The sequence below is a fragment of the Streptomyces sp. NPDC002537 genome, from assembly GCF_053594975.1.
The window spans coordinates 1-15,226 of sequence record NZ_JBSFWT010000035.1 but is presented as its reverse complement, the minus strand read 5'-3'; the positions used below and the strand labels follow the sequence as shown (position 1 = coordinate 15,226).

Here is a 15,226-nt window from a genome sequence, read left to right as displayed (position 1 = left end):
TGCCGTGGTGTGCAATAGGGGCGTGCCCGCGCTCGACGAACCCCTCAAGAAGATCCTCGGCGGCAACACCGCGAAGGTGATGGCCGAGCACCTCGACCTGCACACCGTCGGCGATCTGCTGCACCACTACCCGCGCCGCTACGCCGAGCGCGGCGAGCTCACCCGGCTCGCGGACCTGCCGCTCGACGAGCACGTCACCGTCGTCGCCCAGGTCGCCAAGGCCGCCCTGAAGACCTTCAACCACGGCAAGGGCGTCCGCCTGGAGGTCGTGGTCACCGACGGCAGCGGCTCGCTGACCCTCGTCTTCTTCGGCCGGGGCGCCTACGCGCGGGAGAAGGAGCTGCTGCCCGGCCGCCGCGGCATGTTCGCCGGCAAGGTCTCCCTCTTCAACCACACCCGCCAGCTGCTGCACCCCGACTACGAACTCCTCGACAAGGAGAGCGGTGCCGACGCCGCCGAGTCCTTCGCGGGCCGGCTGCTGCCGATCTACCCGGCGTGCAAGCAGTTCCAGTCCTGGAAGCTCACCAAGGCCGTCGACACCCTGCTGGACCTCTTCGAGGCCGAGCAGTGGCAGGGCATCGTCGACCCCCTGCCCCCGGCGCTGCGCGACGGCCGGGGCCTCGCCGAGCTCCCGGACGCCTTCCGCAAGGTCCACCGCCCGGGCTCCAAGGCCGACCTCGAGGACGCCAGGGCCCGCCTGAAGTGGGACGAGGCCTTCGTCCTCCAGGTCGCCCTCGCCCGCCGCCGGCACGCCGACACGCAACTCCCCGCCGTCGCCCGCAAGCCCGTCGCGGGCGGCCTCCTCGACGCCTTCGACGCGAAGCTCCCCTTCACCCTCACCGACGGCCAGCACAAGGTCTCCGCGGAGATCTTCGACGACCTCGCCGCCGAACACCCCATGCACCGCCTCCTCCAGGGCGAGGTCGGCTCCGGGAAGACCATGGTCGCCCTCCGGGCCATGCTCGGCGTCGTGGACGCCGGGGGGCAGGCCGCCATGCTGGCGCCCACCGAGGTGCTCGCCCAGCAGCACCACCGGTCGGTCACCGAGATGATGGGCGAGCTCGCCGAGGGCGGTCTGCTCGGCGGCGCCGAGCAGGGCACCAAGGTGGTGCTGCTCACCGGCTCCATGGGCACGGCGGCCCGCCGTCAGGCGCTGCTCGACCTGGTCACCGGCGAGGCCGGGATCGTCATCGGCACCCACGCCCTGATCGAGGACAAGGTGCGGTTCCACGACCTCGGCCTGGTCGTCGTGGACGAACAGCACCGCTTCGGCGTCGAGCAGCGGGACGCCCTGCGCGGCAAGGGCAAGCAGCCGCCCCACCTGCTGGTGATGACCGCCACCCCGATCCCGCGCACCGTCGCCATGACCGTCTTCGGCGACCTGGAGACCTCGGTCCTCGACCAGCTCCCCGCCGGGCGCTCGCCCATCGCCACCCACGTGGTGCCCGCCAAGGACAAGCCGCACTTCCTGAGCCGTGCCTGGGAGCGGGTGCGGGAAGAGGTCGGGAACGGGCACCAGGCGTATGTGGTCTGCCCCCGCATCGGCGACGACATCGCGGACGAGGGCGAGACCAGACCGCGGAAGAAGCCCGCCGAGGACGAGCCCTCCGCGGAGGATCTGGCCGAGAAGCGCCCGCCGCTCGCCGTCCTCGACATCGCCGCGCAGCTCACCGGCGGCCCGCTGCGCGGGCTGCGCGTGGAGGTGCTGCACGGCCGGATGCAGCCGGACGCCAAGGACGACGTGATGCGCCGCTTCGCCGCGGGCGAGGTCGACGTGCTGGTCGCCACGACCGTCATCGAGGTCGGCGTGAACGTGCCCAACTCCACGGTCATGGTGATCATGGACGCGGACCGGTTCGGCGTCTCCCAGCTCCACCAGCTGCGCGGCCGCGTGGGCCGCGGCTCGGCGCCCGGCCTGTGCCTGCTGGTCAGCGAGATGCCGGAGGCCAGCCCGGCGCGCGCCCGGCTGGCCGCGGTGGCGAGCACCCTGGACGGTTTCGAGCTGTCCCGCATCGACCTGGAGCAGCGCCGCGAGGGCGACGTCCTCGGCCAGGCGCAGTCCGGCGTCCGCTCGTCCCTGCGGATGCTCGCGGTCATCGAGGACGAGGAGGTCATCGCCGCGGCCCGCGAGGAAGCCGCCGCGGTGGTCGCCGCGGACCCGGAGCTGACGGGGCTGCCGGAGCTGCGCACGGCGCTGGACGCCCTCCTGGACCGCGACCGCGAGCGCTACTTGGACAAGGGCTGACAAGGGCTGACAAGGGCCGACCAAGGGCTGACAAGGGCTGACAAGGGCCGGAAAGGGTCGGAAAGGGTCGGCAGGGGCCGGCCGCGGGCCCTTGGCGGGACCGCGCCGCGTGTCGCCGACCGCCGGGCACGACCTAGGCTGAGTGGTGGGCGACGCCCCGTCGGCCACCGCCGAAGTCGCCCGCCACCGAACACCCACCATCGAAGAGGACTCCATGACCCGCGTGATCGCCGGCACCGCCGGCGGACGCCGCTTGGCCGTGCCGCCCGGCACCGGCACCCGCCCGACCTCCGACCGGGCGCGCGAGGGCCTGTTCTCCACCTGGGAGTCGCTTTTCGGCCCCCTGGACGGTGCCCGCGTCCTGGACCTCTACGGCGGCTCCGGCGCGGTCGGCCTGGAGGCCCTCTCGCGCGGCGCCGCGCACGTCCTGCTGGTGGAGGCCGACGCCCGCGCGGTCCGCGTCATCCGGGACAACGCCCGCGCCGTCGGCCTGCCGGGTGCCGAGGTCCGGGCGGGCAAGGCGGAGCAGGTCCTCGCCGGAGCGGCGCCCACGAGCCCGTACGACGTGGTGTTCCTGGACCCGCCCTACGCCGTCGGCAACGACGAACTGTGCGAGATCCTGCTCACACTCCGTACGAGGGGCTGGCTTGCGGACGACGCGCTGGTCACCGTGGAGCGGAGCACCAGGGGCGGGGAGTTCCCCTGGCCGGACGGTTTCGAGCCACTGAGGGCCCGTCGTTACGGCGAGGGGACGCTTTGGTACGGTCGCGCCGCCTCGACGTGCACTGCAGAGACACCATCTCCCTGCGCGTCATGAATGGACCGGAGAGCGAGGAACCACAGTTGCGCCGCGCCGTCTGTCCGGGGTCTTTCGACCCCGTCACCAATGGACATCTCGACATCATCGCCCGCGCTTCCAAGCTGTACGACGTCGTGCACGTCGCAGTGATGATCAACAAGTCGAAGCAGGGCCTGTTCACCGTCGACGAGCGGATCGACCTGCTCCGCCGGGTCACCGCCGAGTACGGCAACGTCCAGGTGGAGGCGTTCCACGGGCTGCTCGTCGACTTCTGCAAGCAGCGCGACATCCCCGCCATCGTGAAGGGGCTGCGGGCGGTCAGCGACTTCGACTACGAGCTCCAGATGGCCCAGATGAACAACGGCCTCTCGGGCGTGGAGACCCTGTTCGTCCCCACCAACCCCACCTACAGCTTCCTCTCCTCCAGCCTCGTCAAGGAGGTCGCGGCCTGGGGCGGCGACGTCTCCCACCTGGTGCCGCCGCTGGTGCTGGAGGCGCTCAACGAGCGGCTGGGCCGCGACTGACGGACCGGCCCCGATCGGCGGGTGTCGGGCGGGGGGCGACTGGCCGTACAGTCGTCCCCGTTCGTGCCCATCCGTCATAAGAGAGTGGCGAGCGCCAAGGTGGACGTCCAGAAGAAGCTCGACGAGATCGTCTCGACCGTCGCCGGCGCCCGGTCCATGCCCATGTCGGCCTCCTGCGTCGTCAACCGGGCCGAACTGCTCGCCCTGCTGGAGGAGATGCGGGCCGCGCTGCCCGGCTCCCTCGCCCAGGCCCAGGAGCTGATCGGCGGCCGTGAGCAGCTCGTCGCCGAGGCCCGCGAGGAGGCGGAGCGGATCATCGAGTCCGCCCGTGCCCACCGCGGTTCGCTGATCTCCGACACCGAGGTGGCCCGCCAGTCCCAGGAGGCGGCCGACCGCATCCTCGCGGAGGCCCGCCTGGAGGCCGAGCGCGTCCGTGCCGAGGCCGACGACTACGTCGACGGCAAGCTCGCCAACTTCGAGGTCGTCCTCACCAAGACCATCGGTTCGGTCGACCGCGGCCGCGAGAAGCTGCTGGGCCGCCCGGACGGGGACGGCCACGACCCGGACGGCCTGCCCGACGACGGGCTCGAGCGCAGCTCCGACCCCCAGGTCCAGCGGCAGCGCGCCGACGCCTACGTGGACGCCAAGCTCGGCGCGGTCGCCGCGGTGCTGGCCAAGACCCTCGAAGCGGTCGGCAAGGGCCGGGAGAAGCTGCTCGGCGCCCGCCCGGCGGACGAGCTCGGCGCCCACATGGCCGCCCAGGACGGCCTCCCCGGCGGCCACCGCACCAGCGACGCGGACTTCCTCGCCGAGCTGGCGGACTCCCAGCAGCCCACCGCCGTCCCGCCGCCCGCCGCGCCCCCGCAGCAGCCCGCCTACTACCCGGGCCCGTCCTACGAGCCCGACCCGTACGCCTACCAGCAGTCGTACGCGCAGCCGCAGCCGGACCCGTACGCGGTCCAGGGCGGCTACGCGCAGCACGACCCCTACGCCTGGCCGTACGACCAGAGCGGCGGCTACGCGGCCCAGCCCGGCGGCCACCAGAGCCCCCACCAGCAGCCCCACGAAGCCCCGCAGGCCCAGCAGCCCCAGCTCGACGAGACGAGTCTCTTCGACACGAGCATGATCGACCTCGATCAGCTCCGCAGGTACGAGCAGGGCCGCTGACCCCTCGCGGGTCGCCGGTGGCCGGGCGCCGATTGGGTGTACGGCGGCCCGTCGAGTATTCTGGCTCTTCGGTCGCGTGTGCATTCGCGATCAGGGCTGCCCGGGACGCTTTTACCGCGTCGGGCGGCCGTCGCCGCAGCGTAGAAAGCAGGAAGCCCTGAACGCCCGCCTTGATCACCGTTCCCCTCTCGTGTTCGACACACGCGAGCTGGGCCGGCGTCCCGGTGCGCTGAAGAGGGTCTCCCGTTCGATCGAGGCGCCCGCCGATCTCGGTATCGAGGTCATCGGGATCGCCGAGGGCGCGGCGGTGGAGCTGGAACTCCGCCTGGAGTCGGTCATGGAAGGGGTGCTTGTCACAGGCACCGCCCGTGCACCGCTGACAGGGGAGTGCGTAAGGTGTCTGGAGCCGCTGGAGCGAGAGCTCGAAGTGGACTTCCAGGAGATGTTCTCCTACCCCGACGCCGACGCCCGTGGCCGCTCTGTGGCCACGGACGACGACGCCGAGGACGACGAGGAGGACATGCTCTTCCTCGAGGACGACCTGTTCGACCTCGAACCCGTGCTGCGTGACGCGGTGGTGCTCGCACTGCCGCTGCAGCCGGTGTGCCAGGAAGACTGCCCTGGCCTGTGCTCCGAGTGCGGAGCGCGGCTGGCGGACGACCCGGACCACCACCACGAGTCCGTCGACATTCGTTGGGCGGCACTGCAGGGACTCGCCGGGTCCAACCAGGACGGCGAGATGGACAACGCACCCCGCTCCGGCGGGGATGACTCACAGGAGAAGTAGCCGTGGCTGTTCCGAAGCGGAAGATGTCGCGCAGCAACACGCGCCACCGCCGGTCGCAGTGGAAGGCTGCGGTCCCCACCCTGGTGGCATGCGCTAGCTGCCACGAGCCGAAGCTGCAGCACATCGCGTGCCCCAGCTGCGGCACCTACAACAAGCGCCAGGTCCTCGAGGTCTGATCGGCGGGTGACAGGCTCCATGTCAGACGCCACTACGCCGAAGAAGGCGCCGGCGGACACGGCCTCGTCTCACACGCTTCTGGAAGGGCGGCTCGGGTACAGACTCGAGTCCGCCCTTCTGGTGCGTGCGCTGACTCACCGTTCCTACGCGTACGAGAACGGCGGGCTGCCCACCAACGAGCGGCTGGAGTTCCTCGGGGACTCCGTGCTCGGACTGGTGGTCACCGACACGCTGTACCGCATCCACCCCGACCTGCCGGAAGGCCAGCTGGCCAAGCTGCGGGCCGCGGTGGTCAACTCCCGTGCGCTGGCGGAGGTCGGCCGTGGTCTCGACCTCGGCTCCTTCATCCGCCTCGGGCGCGGTGAAGAGGGCACCGGAGGCCGCAACAAGGCGTCGATCCTCGCGGACACGCTCGAAGCGGTGATCGGGGCGGTCTACCTCGACCAGGGTCTCGAAGCCGCCGGTGAACTGGTGCACAGGCTCTTCGATCCGCTGATCGAGAAGTCCTCGAACCTGGGTGCGGGCCTGGACTGGAAGACCAGTCTCCAGGAACTGACCGCCACCGAGGGCCTCGGAGTCCCGGAGTACCTCGTCTCCGAGACCGGCCCGGACCACGAGAAGACCTTCACGGCTGCTGCCCGCGTCGGTGGTGTCGCGTACGGCACCGGCACCGGCCGCAGCAAGAAGGAAGCGGAGCAGCAGGCGGCGGAAGCCGCCTGGCGCGCCATCCACGAGGCGGCGGAGGCCCGCGCCTCCGCCGGGGAGAAGGCCGCCGAGGCCGGAACCCCCGCCGACCCGGCGGGCACCGCGCCCGCCGACGGCGTGCAGGGCGCGTCGCACTGACGCGTTTTTCGTCCGGGAACGCCGGGCGGGCCATCGTGCCCGCCCGGCGTTCCTGCGTACCACGAACCCCAGGTGACCCCTCCGGAGGAATGACGTGCCCGAATTGCCCGAGGTCGAGGTCGTACGGCGCGGCCTGGAACGGTGGATCTGCGGCCGTACGGTCGCCACGGTCCAGGTCCTGCACCCCCGGGCGATCCGCCGGCACCTCGCCGGACCCGAGGACTTCGCCGCCCAACTGGCCGGGCGCAGGCTCGGCATGGCGCACCGCCGCGGCAAATACCTCTGGGTGCCCCTCGAAACGGAGGACCGTACGGCACCCGACCGGGCCGTCCTCGCCCACCTCGGCATGAGCGGCCAGCTCCTCGTCCAGCCGCCCGGGGCGCCCGACGAGAAGCACCTGCGCATCCGCGTCCGCTTCGCCGACACCACCCCCACCGAACTGCGCTTCGTCGACCAGCGCACCTTCGGCGGCCTGTCGCTGCACGACTGCGTGCCGGGCGAACCGGACGGACTCCCGGACGTCATCGCGCACATCGCCCGCGACCCGCTGGACCCGGCCTTCGACGAGGACGCCTTCCACGCCGCGCTGCGCCGCCGCCGTACCACCGTCAAGCGGGCCCTGCTCGACCAGTCGCTGATCAGCGGCGTCGGCAACATCTACGCCGACGAGGCGCTGTGGCGCTCCCGGCTGCACTACGAACGCCCCACCGCGACCCTGACCCGCCCGCGCGGTGCCGAACTCCTCACCCACATCCGCGAGGTGATGAACGAGGCCCTCGCCGCCGGGGGTACGAGCTTCGACAGCCTCTACGTCAACGTGAACGGCGAATCCGGTTACTTCGACCGCTCGTTGGACGCGTACGGCCGTGAGGACGAGCCGTGCCGCCGCTGCGGCACGGCCATCCGCAGGCGCCCCTGGATGAACCGCTCCAGCTACTTCTGCCCCCGCTGCCAGCGCGCCCCGCGCGTCTGAGGTCCGCTCGGCGGCCGGGTCAGTAGCCGAAGTCCTGGGTCCACCAAGGGCCTCCCTCACCGGGGTTGAGGCCGATGCCGAGGGTGCGGTACTCCCGGTTGAGGATGTTCGCCCGGTGGCCGCTGCTCCGCATCCACGCGTCCATGACCGCCCTGGCGTCCGGCTGGCCGCGGGCGATGTTCTCGCCGCCGAGATTGTCGATGCCGCGCCGGGCGGCCCGGTCCCAGGGCGTGCGGCCGTCCGGGTCGGTGTGCGCGAAGAAGCCGCGCCGCGCCATGTCGTCGCTGAACGACTGGGCCAGGGCCGACAGTCGGGAGCTGGCGGCCAGCGGCCGGAGGCCCGCCTTGGCCCGCTCCTCGTTGACCAGGGAGAGGATCTGGGCGACGGGCGTCGCCTGGAGGTCGACCGCGGCGGGCGGGGGCGTGGGGCTGCCGCCGGGGTCCGTGCCGGACGGGTCCGCGGTGACGGTCTCCGGCACATGGGCCGGGAGCGTGTGCGCCTCGCTGCCCGGGTCGATGCCCCCGCCGGGGCGGCCCGGCGCCGTGCCGTCGGCGGGCGCCGAGGACGGGGAGGCGGGCGCGCCGGGGGACGCGGACCGGCTGTCCGGGCGCTCCGCGCCACGGCTGACCGGAAGCCCGCCGCGGTCGGCGGCGGGTGCCTGCGGCCCGCCGGGGCTCTGCAGCGCGGGCGGATCGTCGGCCACCACCTGCCCGCCGGGGCTGCCGCCGCCGAGCTGGAGGGCGTCGCCGCCGGAGAACAGCCCCGAGGCCATCGCGACCACGCCCATCGCCATGGCGGCGGACGCGCCCAGCAGCCCGGTCCGCATCGGGGTCACCCGGCCCCGCCGGCGCGTGGTCCGCTGCCTGCGCGCGGCGGCGGGGTCGTCGGCCTCGTAGCGGGGCCCCGGGGCGGTCGTCCCGGTCGTCGAGGGGGCCCCGGCCGGCGGGGGAACGGCTGCGCTGCGACCGGTGGCCTGGGGGGCAGAGCGTCGATGGCGACCCATCCGCTGCCTTCCTTACGTGCTCGGCGTCATCGTGCGTCACTCGTACGGGGGGGGGACCTGTCGAGCGGCGACTGTACGGCAATAGGGCCGGGGTCGAAGTGCTCCGCAAGTAATTGCCCGGTTAACGTGCAGACATGAACGAGAATGTCCGTCTGACGGCCTGGGTCCGTGGTCATGTGCAGGGTGTCGGCTTCCGGTGGTTCACGCGGGAGAACGCCATGCGTATCGGCGGGCTCGCCGGTTTCGCCTCGAATCTCGCCGACGGCCGTGTCCAGGTCGTCGCGGAGGGCGCACGTCACGAGTGTGAACAATTGCTCGAATGGCTGCGCGACGGCGACACGCCCGGCCGCGTGGACGGCGTCACGGAGATCTGGGACGTGCCGCGCGGGGGCTATGACGGGTTCGGGATCCGCTGACCGGCACCCCGTCGAAAACGGAATTTCCACCCATGGGAGGACGGCCGGACCGCGTGAAGAAGGAGGTGGCGTGGGTCGCGATGACCTTATTGATATGTCCTTGGCATATGCGAACGGAAGAAATTCCCTGATGGTTGCCAACTCGCCGTCATCGTGGAAGGCTGCTGCTCAACGGATGATCTCTACGCCCCTCCGGGCCCAGGCAGAGACTGCGCCGCGTATTCATCGCCGCGCACCCCTGGGACGCCCGCGGATACGGGGTGTGATCGTGTTGACCGTCAAACTTTTTGGTGAGACTCTGGAAGCCCCGCGCACCTTAGCTGTTTGGCATTGAACACCGCAGTAGTGATGGCAGACACCGCGGGTGCGAATCCCTCACGACCCACACCGCTTCGGTCGGTCACTCAGTGTGGAGGACCATCCATCATGGCAAAGGCGCTTCTCGGTTACGTCGGCGGCTCCGACCCCCGAGTCCTCTCCGAGATGCGACGGCTTCAGCAGCGTGTCCAGGACCTTGAATCCGAGCTCATCCGGATGCAGGCCGAGAACGACGCGCTGACTGCCGCCGCTCACAACGGCGACTCGCTGCTCGGCAGCATCGACGTATCCCACGCGGAGCCTGCGCTCGCCTGACCGCCGCCCTGCCCCGGGGGCCCGGTCGGGCTGCACTGTCAGCCGCTTGAGAGTTGCAAGGGACGCCCAGGCGTCCCTTCGTCGTATCCGTGGTGCCCCATCCGATCGTCGTATCACCCCGGCGTTTCCGGCCGTTTTCCTCCCGTCCCCTTGGACTGATGTGCCCTGCCCCTTCCCGGGTGAAACCGGAAAATTGAAAGGGGCAGCTTTGCCGCCCCAGCGCGCACGCTGGCGCGGGCAGACGGCTGCCGGGCCGGGCGGCCGGTAAAGTCCTTCCGCGTGCACCTCAAGAGCCTGACCCTGCGGGGGTTCAAATCCTTCGCCTCCGCGACGACCCTGCGCTTCGAACCGGGGATCACCTGCGTCGTGGGACCCAATGGCTCAGGCAAGTCCAATGTGGTCGACGCGCTTTCCTGGGTCATGGGTGAACAAGGCGCGAAGTCGCTGCGCGGCGGCAAGATGGAGGACGTCATCTTCGCCGGGACGACCGGCCGCCCCCCGCTGGGCCGCGCCGAGGTCTCCCTCACCATCGACAACTCCGACGGCGCCCTCCCCATCGACTACGCCGAGGTCACCATCACGCGGATCATGTTCCGCAACGGCGGCAGCGAGTACCAGCTCAACGGCGACACCTGCCGGCTCCTCGACATCCAGGAGCTGCTCTCCGACTCCGGCATCGGCCGCGAGATGCATGTCATCGTCGGCCAGGGACAGCTGGACTCCGTCCTGCACGCGGACCCCATGGGCCGCCGGGCCTTCATCGAGGAGGCCGCGGGCGTACTGAAGCACCGCAAGCGCAAGGAGAAAGCGCTCCGGAAGCTCGACGCGATGCGCGCCAACCTCGCCCGCGTCCAGGATCTCACCGACGAACTGCGGCGGCAGCTCAAGCCCCTCGGCCGGCAGGCCGCCGTCGCCCGCCGTGCCGCGGTCATCCAGGCCGACCTCCGCGACGCCCGGCTGCGGCTGCTCGCCGACGACCTGGTGACCCTGCGGCAGGCCCTGCACGCCGAACTCGCCGACGAGGCCGCGCTCAAGGCCCGCAGGGAGGCCGCCGAGGCCGAACTCCGGGCGGCCGCCCAGCGGGAGGCCGCCCTGGAGGAGCGGGTCCGCATGCTGACGCCGCGCCTCGCGGAGGCACAGCAGACCTGGTACGAGCTGTCCCGGCTCGCCGAGCGGGTGCGCGGCACCATCGGCCTGGCGGACGCCCGGGTCACCAGCGCGACCTCCGCCCCGGCCGAGGAGCGCCGCGGCCGCGAACCCGAGGACCTGGAGCGCGAGGCCGCCCGGGTGCGCGAACAGGAAGCTGAGCTGGAGGCCGCGCTCGAAGCCGCGGGCGTCGCCCTGGAGGAGACCTCCCTGCACCGTGCCGAGCTGGAGCGCCGGCTCGCCGAGGAGGAACGCCGGCTCAGGGACGCCGCCCGCGCCATCGCCGACCACCGCGAGGGCCTCGCCCGGCTGCACGGACGGGTCACCGCGGCCCGCGGCCGCGCGGCCTCCGCGCAGGCGGAGATCGGCCGGCTGACCGCCGCCCGCGACGAGGCCCGGGAGCGGGCCGCCGCGGCCGCCGAGGAGTACGGGCGGCGGCGCACCGAGGGCGAGGGCCGCGACGCGGGCAACGCCGAGCTCGCCGAACGCCACCAGGCCGCCAAGCGCGCGCTGACCGCCGCCGAGACCGTGCTCACCGAGGCACGCGAGGCGGCGACGGCCACCGAACGCCGCCGCGCGGCGACCGCCGCCCGTCGCGACGCGCTGGCGCTCGGGCTGCGCCGCAAGGACGGCACGGGTGCCCTGCTCGCCGCGCAGGATCGTTTGTCCGGGGTCCTGGGCCCGGCCGCCGAGCTCCTGTCGGTCGCCCCCGGCCATGAACTCCCCGTCGCCACCGCCCTGGGCGCGGCCGCCGACGCCCTCGCGGTCACCGACACCGCCACGGCGGCCGAGGCCCTCCGCCTGCTCCGCAAACAGGACGCGGGCCGCGCGGCCCTGCTGGTCGCACCGGGGCTCCGGCGGAACGCCGACGAGGCGGTACGGACCCCCGACCCGGCGCCCGCCACCGCCTCCGGCCCGCGCCCCGCGCTCGAACTCGTCCACGGACCCGCCGAGTTGCTGGCCGCCGTGGCCCCGCTGCTGCGGGACGTCATGGTCGTCGGAACACTGGAGGACGCCGAGGAACTGGTCGCCGAACGGCCCGGATGCACCGCCGTGACCGCCGAGGGCGACCTCCTCGGGGGCCACTTCGCGCAGGGTGGTTCCGGCGGCGCGCCCAGCCTGCTGGAGGTGCAGTCGGCCGTCGACGAGGCCACCGCGGAACTGACGGAACTCGACGCGCGGTGCGAGGAACTCGCGGCCGCACAGCGGGCGGCGGGGGAGCGGCGCGCCGAGTGCGCCGCCCTGGTCGAGGAACTGGCGGCCCTCCGCAGCACCGCCGACCGCGACGCGTCGCGGGTGGCCCAGGAGCTCGGCGCCCTCGGCGGCCGGGCGCGCGCCGCCGCCGACGAGGCGGAGCGCACGGCCACGGCCGTGACCCGCGCCGAGGAGGCGCTCCTCCGGGCCGCCGAGGAGGCGGAGGAACTCGCCGAACGGCTGGCGGTCGCCGAGGAGGCGGCCCCCGGAGAGGGCACGGACGAGCCGGACACCTCCGTGCGCGACCGGCTCGCCGCCGACGGGGCCAACGCACGGCAGACCGAGATGGAGGCACGGCTCCAGGTCCGTACGCACGAGGAGCGGGTGAAGGCACTCGCCGGACGGGCGGACGGGCTCGACCGGGCGGCGCGCGCCGAGCGCGAGGCGCGGGCGCGCGCGGAGCAGCGGCGCGCCCGGCTGCGCCACGAGGCGCGGGTCGCCGCGGCCGTCGCGGCCGGGGCCCGGCAGCTCCTGGCCCATGTGGAGGTGTCGCTCCGGCGGGCCGACGAGGAGCGCGCGCACGCCGAGGCCGCGAAGGCCGAACGCGAGCGGGAGCTGGTCGCGGAGCGGAACCGGGGCCGCGAGCTCAAGACCGAGCTGGACCGGCTCACGGACTCGGTGCACCGGGGCGAGGTGCTGGGCGCGGAGAAGCGGCTGCGCATCGAGCAGTTGGAGGCCAGGTCCCTGGAGGAACTCGGCGTCGAACCGGCCGCGCTGGCCGCCGAGTACGGCCCCGACCAGCCCGTACCGCCGTCGCCGCCCGCCGAGGGCGAGGAGCTGCCCGACGACCCGGACCACCCCAGGAACCAGCCGGTCCGCTATGTCCGGGCCGAACAGGAGAAGCGGCTGAAGGCCGCCGAGCGCGCGTACCAGCAGCTCGGCAAGGTGAACCCGCTGGCCCTGGAGGAGTTCGCGGCGCTGGAGGAGCGGCACCAGTTCCTCTCCGAACAGCTGGAGGACCTGAAGAAGACCAGGAGCGACCTCCTGCAGGTGGTGAAGGACGTCGACAAGCGCGTCGAGGAGGTCTTCACCGAGGCGTACCGGGACACGGCCCGGGAGTTCGAGGGCGTCTTCTCCCGGCTCTTCCCCGGTGGGGAGGGGCGGCTCGTGCTCACCGCCCCGGACGACATGCTGGCGACCGGGGTCGACGTCGAGGCCCGTCCGCCGGGCAAGAAGGTCAAGCGGCTGTCGCTGCTGTCGGGCGGCGAGCGCTCCCTGACCGCCGTGGCCCTGCTCGTGGCGATCTTCAAGGCGCGACCGAGCCCGTTCTATGTGATGGACGAGGTCGAGGCCGCGCTGGACGACACCAACCTCCAGCGGCTGATCAGGATCATGGAAGAGCTCCAGGAGAGTTCCCAGTTGATCGTGATCACCCACCAGAAGCGGACCATGGAGGTCGCGGACGCGCTCTACGGCGTCTCCATGCAGGGCGACGGCGTTTCCAAGGTCATCAGTCAGCGGCTGCGCTGACCCTCAGTGCCACTTCAAGTATTGAACGCAACCTATGGGATGCCTCTAGGAAACTTCTTGGTTACGACCTATTGACTTAGAAAATTGAAGACATAGGGTCTGCAACGTCGCTAATACCTTCAAGTGGTGGGCCCCCCGGAGTTGTGCCCCACTTGTAGGGCCAGCCCCCCCACGCCCGGCAATGCCGCCGGGCCCCAGGAGTACACGTTGACCAGCACTGCGATGGCGCAGGGGTCCGAGGGCCGCAAGGCCCAGCCGGACCACCTCGGCCATGTCATCTTCATCACCGCGGCCGCGGCCATGGGTGGCTTTCTCTTCGGTTACGACAGTTCCGTGATCAATGGTGCTGTCGAGGGCATCCGCGGGAAGTACGACATCGGCTCCGCCGCCCTGGCCCAGGTCATCGCCATCGCGCTGATCGGCTGTGCGATCGGTGCCGCCACCGCGGGCCGCCTCGCGGACCGCATCGGCCGCATCCGCGTCATGCAGATCTCCGCGACGCTCTTCACGATCAGCGCGGTCGGTTCGGCACTGCCCTTCGCCCTGTGGGACCTCGCCTTCTGGCGCGTCCTCGGCGGCATCGCCATCGGTATGGCCTCGGTCATCGGCCCGGCCTACATCGCCGAGGTCTCGCCGCCCGCCTACCGCGGCCGCCTCGGCTCCTTCCAGCAGGCCGCGATCGTCGTCGGCATCGCCATCTCCCAGCTCGTCAACTGGGGCATCCTCAACCTCGCCCACGGTGACCAGCGCGGCCACCTCCTGGGCATCGAGGCCTGGCAGCTGATGCTCGGCGTCATGGTCGTCCCGGCGGTCCTCTACGGCCTGCTGTCCTTCGCGATCCCCGAGTCGCCCCGCTTCCTGATCTCCGTCGGCAAGACCGACAAGGCGAAGGCCGTCCTCGCCGACGTCGAGGGCCACACCGTCGACCTCGACAAGCGCGTCGCCGAGATCGAACTGGCCATGCACAGCGAGGAGAAGTCCACCTTCAAGGACCTGCTCGGCGGCAAGGCGGGCTTCCTGCCGATCGTCTGGGTCGGCATCGGCCTCTCGGTCTTCCAGCAGCTCGTCGGCATCAACGTCGCCTTCTACTACTCGGCGACCCTGTGGCAGTCCGTCGGCATCGACCCGAGCGACTCCTTCCTCTACTCCTTCACCACGTCGATCATCAACATCGTCGGCACCGTGATCGCGATGATCTTCGTCGACCGCATCGGCCGCAAGCCGCTCGCGCTCATCGGCTCCGCCGGTATGGCCGTCTCCCTCGCGCTGGAGGCCTGGGCCTTCGCCTCGAAGGCCGCCGACGGCTCGCTGCCGACCACGCAGGGCACGGTGGCCCTCGTCGCGGCCCACGCGTTCGTGCTGTTCTTCGCCCTCTCCTGGGGCGTCGTGGTCTGGGTCTTCCTCGGCGAGATGTTCCCCAACCGCATCCGCGCCGCGGCGCTCGGCGTGGCCGCGTCCGCGCAGTGGGTCGCCAACTGGGCCATCACCGCGAGCTTCCCGAGCCTCGCGGACTGGAACCTCTCCGGTACGTACATCATCTACACGGTCTTCGCCGTGCTCTCGATTCCCTTCGTGCTCAAGTACGTGAAGGAGACCAAGGGCAAGGCGCTGGAGGAGATGGGTGGACGAGCAGCTCGCCGCCGTTCGCGCAGACCGCGAACTCGGGTGCGGGGCCGGGCAGCCGGACACGGCGGCCCGCATCCGCATGCCCATCAGCTCGGCGTCGACGTCGTCATCGGCCAGCACCGCCAGGAACGCCCCGGCCCCGGCGGCCATCAGATAGAAGAAA

12 protein-coding genes and 2 pseudogenes are annotated in these 15,226 nt (G+C 71.9%); 12 read left to right on the top strand and 2 right to left on the bottom strand.

The window, feature by feature from the left end; all coding sequences use genetic code 11:
- Positions 1-22: 22 nt before the first annotated feature.
- From recG to mutM, 8 genes are all read left to right on the top strand, one after another.
- Positions 23-2,245: an ATP-dependent DNA helicase RecG gene (recG, locus tag ACWD4A_RS17710; protein WP_451194797.1), complete on the top strand. Its 2,223-nt coding sequence runs from the start codon at positions 23-25 to the stop codon at positions 2,243-2,245.
- Positions 2,246-2,459: 214 nt separating this feature from the next.
- Positions 2,460-3,062, top strand: coding sequence for a 16S rRNA (guanine(966)-N(2))-methyltransferase RsmD (gene rsmD / locus ACWD4A_RS17705; RefSeq protein WP_451194795.1), 603 nt, complete (start codon positions 2,460-2,462; stop codon positions 3,060-3,062).
- Positions 3,059-3,568 (top strand): pantetheine-phosphate adenylyltransferase, encoded by a 510-nt coding sequence (gene coaD, locus ACWD4A_RS17700; RefSeq protein ID WP_451194794.1) that lies wholly within the window; start codon positions 3,059-3,061, stop codon positions 3,566-3,568. The genes rsmD and coaD overlap by 4 nt, the downstream gene beginning before the upstream one ends.
- A gap of 99 nt (positions 3,569-3,667) precedes the next feature.
- Positions 3,668-4,735 (top strand): cell division initiation protein, encoded by a 1,068-nt coding sequence (locus ACWD4A_RS17695; RefSeq protein ID WP_451194880.1) that lies wholly within the window; start codon positions 3,668-3,670, stop codon positions 4,733-4,735.
- Positions 4,736-4,925: 190 nt separating this feature from the next.
- A complete protein-coding gene (locus ACWD4A_RS17690) occupies positions 4,926-5,522 on the top strand; it encodes a YceD family protein (RefSeq protein WP_451194792.1) in 597 nt (198 codons plus the stop codon).
- Positions 5,523-5,524: 2 nt separating this feature from the next.
- Entirely contained in the window at positions 5,525-5,698 is a 174-nt protein-coding gene (rpmF, locus tag ACWD4A_RS17685; protein ID WP_030087884.1) for a 50S ribosomal protein L32, read from the top strand.
- 19 nt (positions 5,699-5,717) lie between these two features.
- Positions 5,718-6,542: a ribonuclease III gene (gene rnc, locus ACWD4A_RS17680; protein ID WP_451194790.1), complete on the top strand. Its 825-nt coding sequence runs from the start codon at positions 5,718-5,720 to the stop codon at positions 6,540-6,542.
- Positions 6,543-6,636: 94 nt separating this feature from the next.
- Entirely contained in the window at positions 6,637-7,515 is an 879-nt protein-coding gene (gene mutM, locus ACWD4A_RS17675) for a bifunctional DNA-formamidopyrimidine glycosylase/DNA-(apurinic or apyrimidinic site) lyase (protein ID WP_451194788.1), read from the top strand.
- 19 nt (positions 7,516-7,534) lie between these two features.
- Here the strand turns inward: mutM and ACWD4A_RS17670 are convergent, their stop codons facing one another.
- The gene (locus ACWD4A_RS17670) at positions 7,535-8,518 is read right to left on the bottom strand and encodes a CAP domain-containing protein (RefSeq protein WP_451194786.1); all 984 of its coding nucleotides are present in this window, start codon (positions 8,516-8,518) and stop codon (positions 7,535-7,537) included.
- Positions 8,519-8,652: 134 nt separating this feature from the next.
- Between ACWD4A_RS17670 and ACWD4A_RS17665 the strand changes: the two genes are divergently transcribed.
- The 4 genes and pseudogenes from ACWD4A_RS17665 to ACWD4A_RS17650 all read left to right on the top strand — a co-directional run.
- Positions 8,653-8,934: an acylphosphatase gene (locus tag ACWD4A_RS17665; protein ID WP_451194784.1), complete on the top strand. Its 282-nt coding sequence runs from the start codon at positions 8,653-8,655 to the stop codon at positions 8,932-8,934.
- Between the two features lie 426 nt (positions 8,935-9,360).
- Positions 9,361-9,567, top strand: coding sequence for a hypothetical protein (locus ACWD4A_RS17660; protein WP_451194783.1), 207 nt, complete (start codon positions 9,361-9,363; stop codon positions 9,565-9,567).
- A gap of 279 nt (positions 9,568-9,846) precedes the next feature.
- The gene (gene smc, locus ACWD4A_RS17655) at positions 9,847-13,437 is read left to right on the top strand and encodes a chromosome segregation protein SMC (RefSeq protein WP_451194781.1); all 3,591 of its coding nucleotides are present in this window, start codon (positions 9,847-9,849) and stop codon (positions 13,435-13,437) included.
- A 207-nt stretch (positions 13,438-13,644) separates the two neighbouring features.
- A pseudogene (locus ACWD4A_RS17650) lies at positions 13,645-15,060 on the top strand (sugar porter family MFS transporter); the annotation flags it as partial.
- A gap of 60 nt (positions 15,061-15,120) precedes the next feature.
- Here ACWD4A_RS17650 and ACWD4A_RS17645 read toward each other — a convergent pair.
- Positions 15,121-15,226 (bottom strand): annotated as a pseudogene (locus ACWD4A_RS17645) (roadblock/LC7 domain-containing protein); the annotation flags it as partial.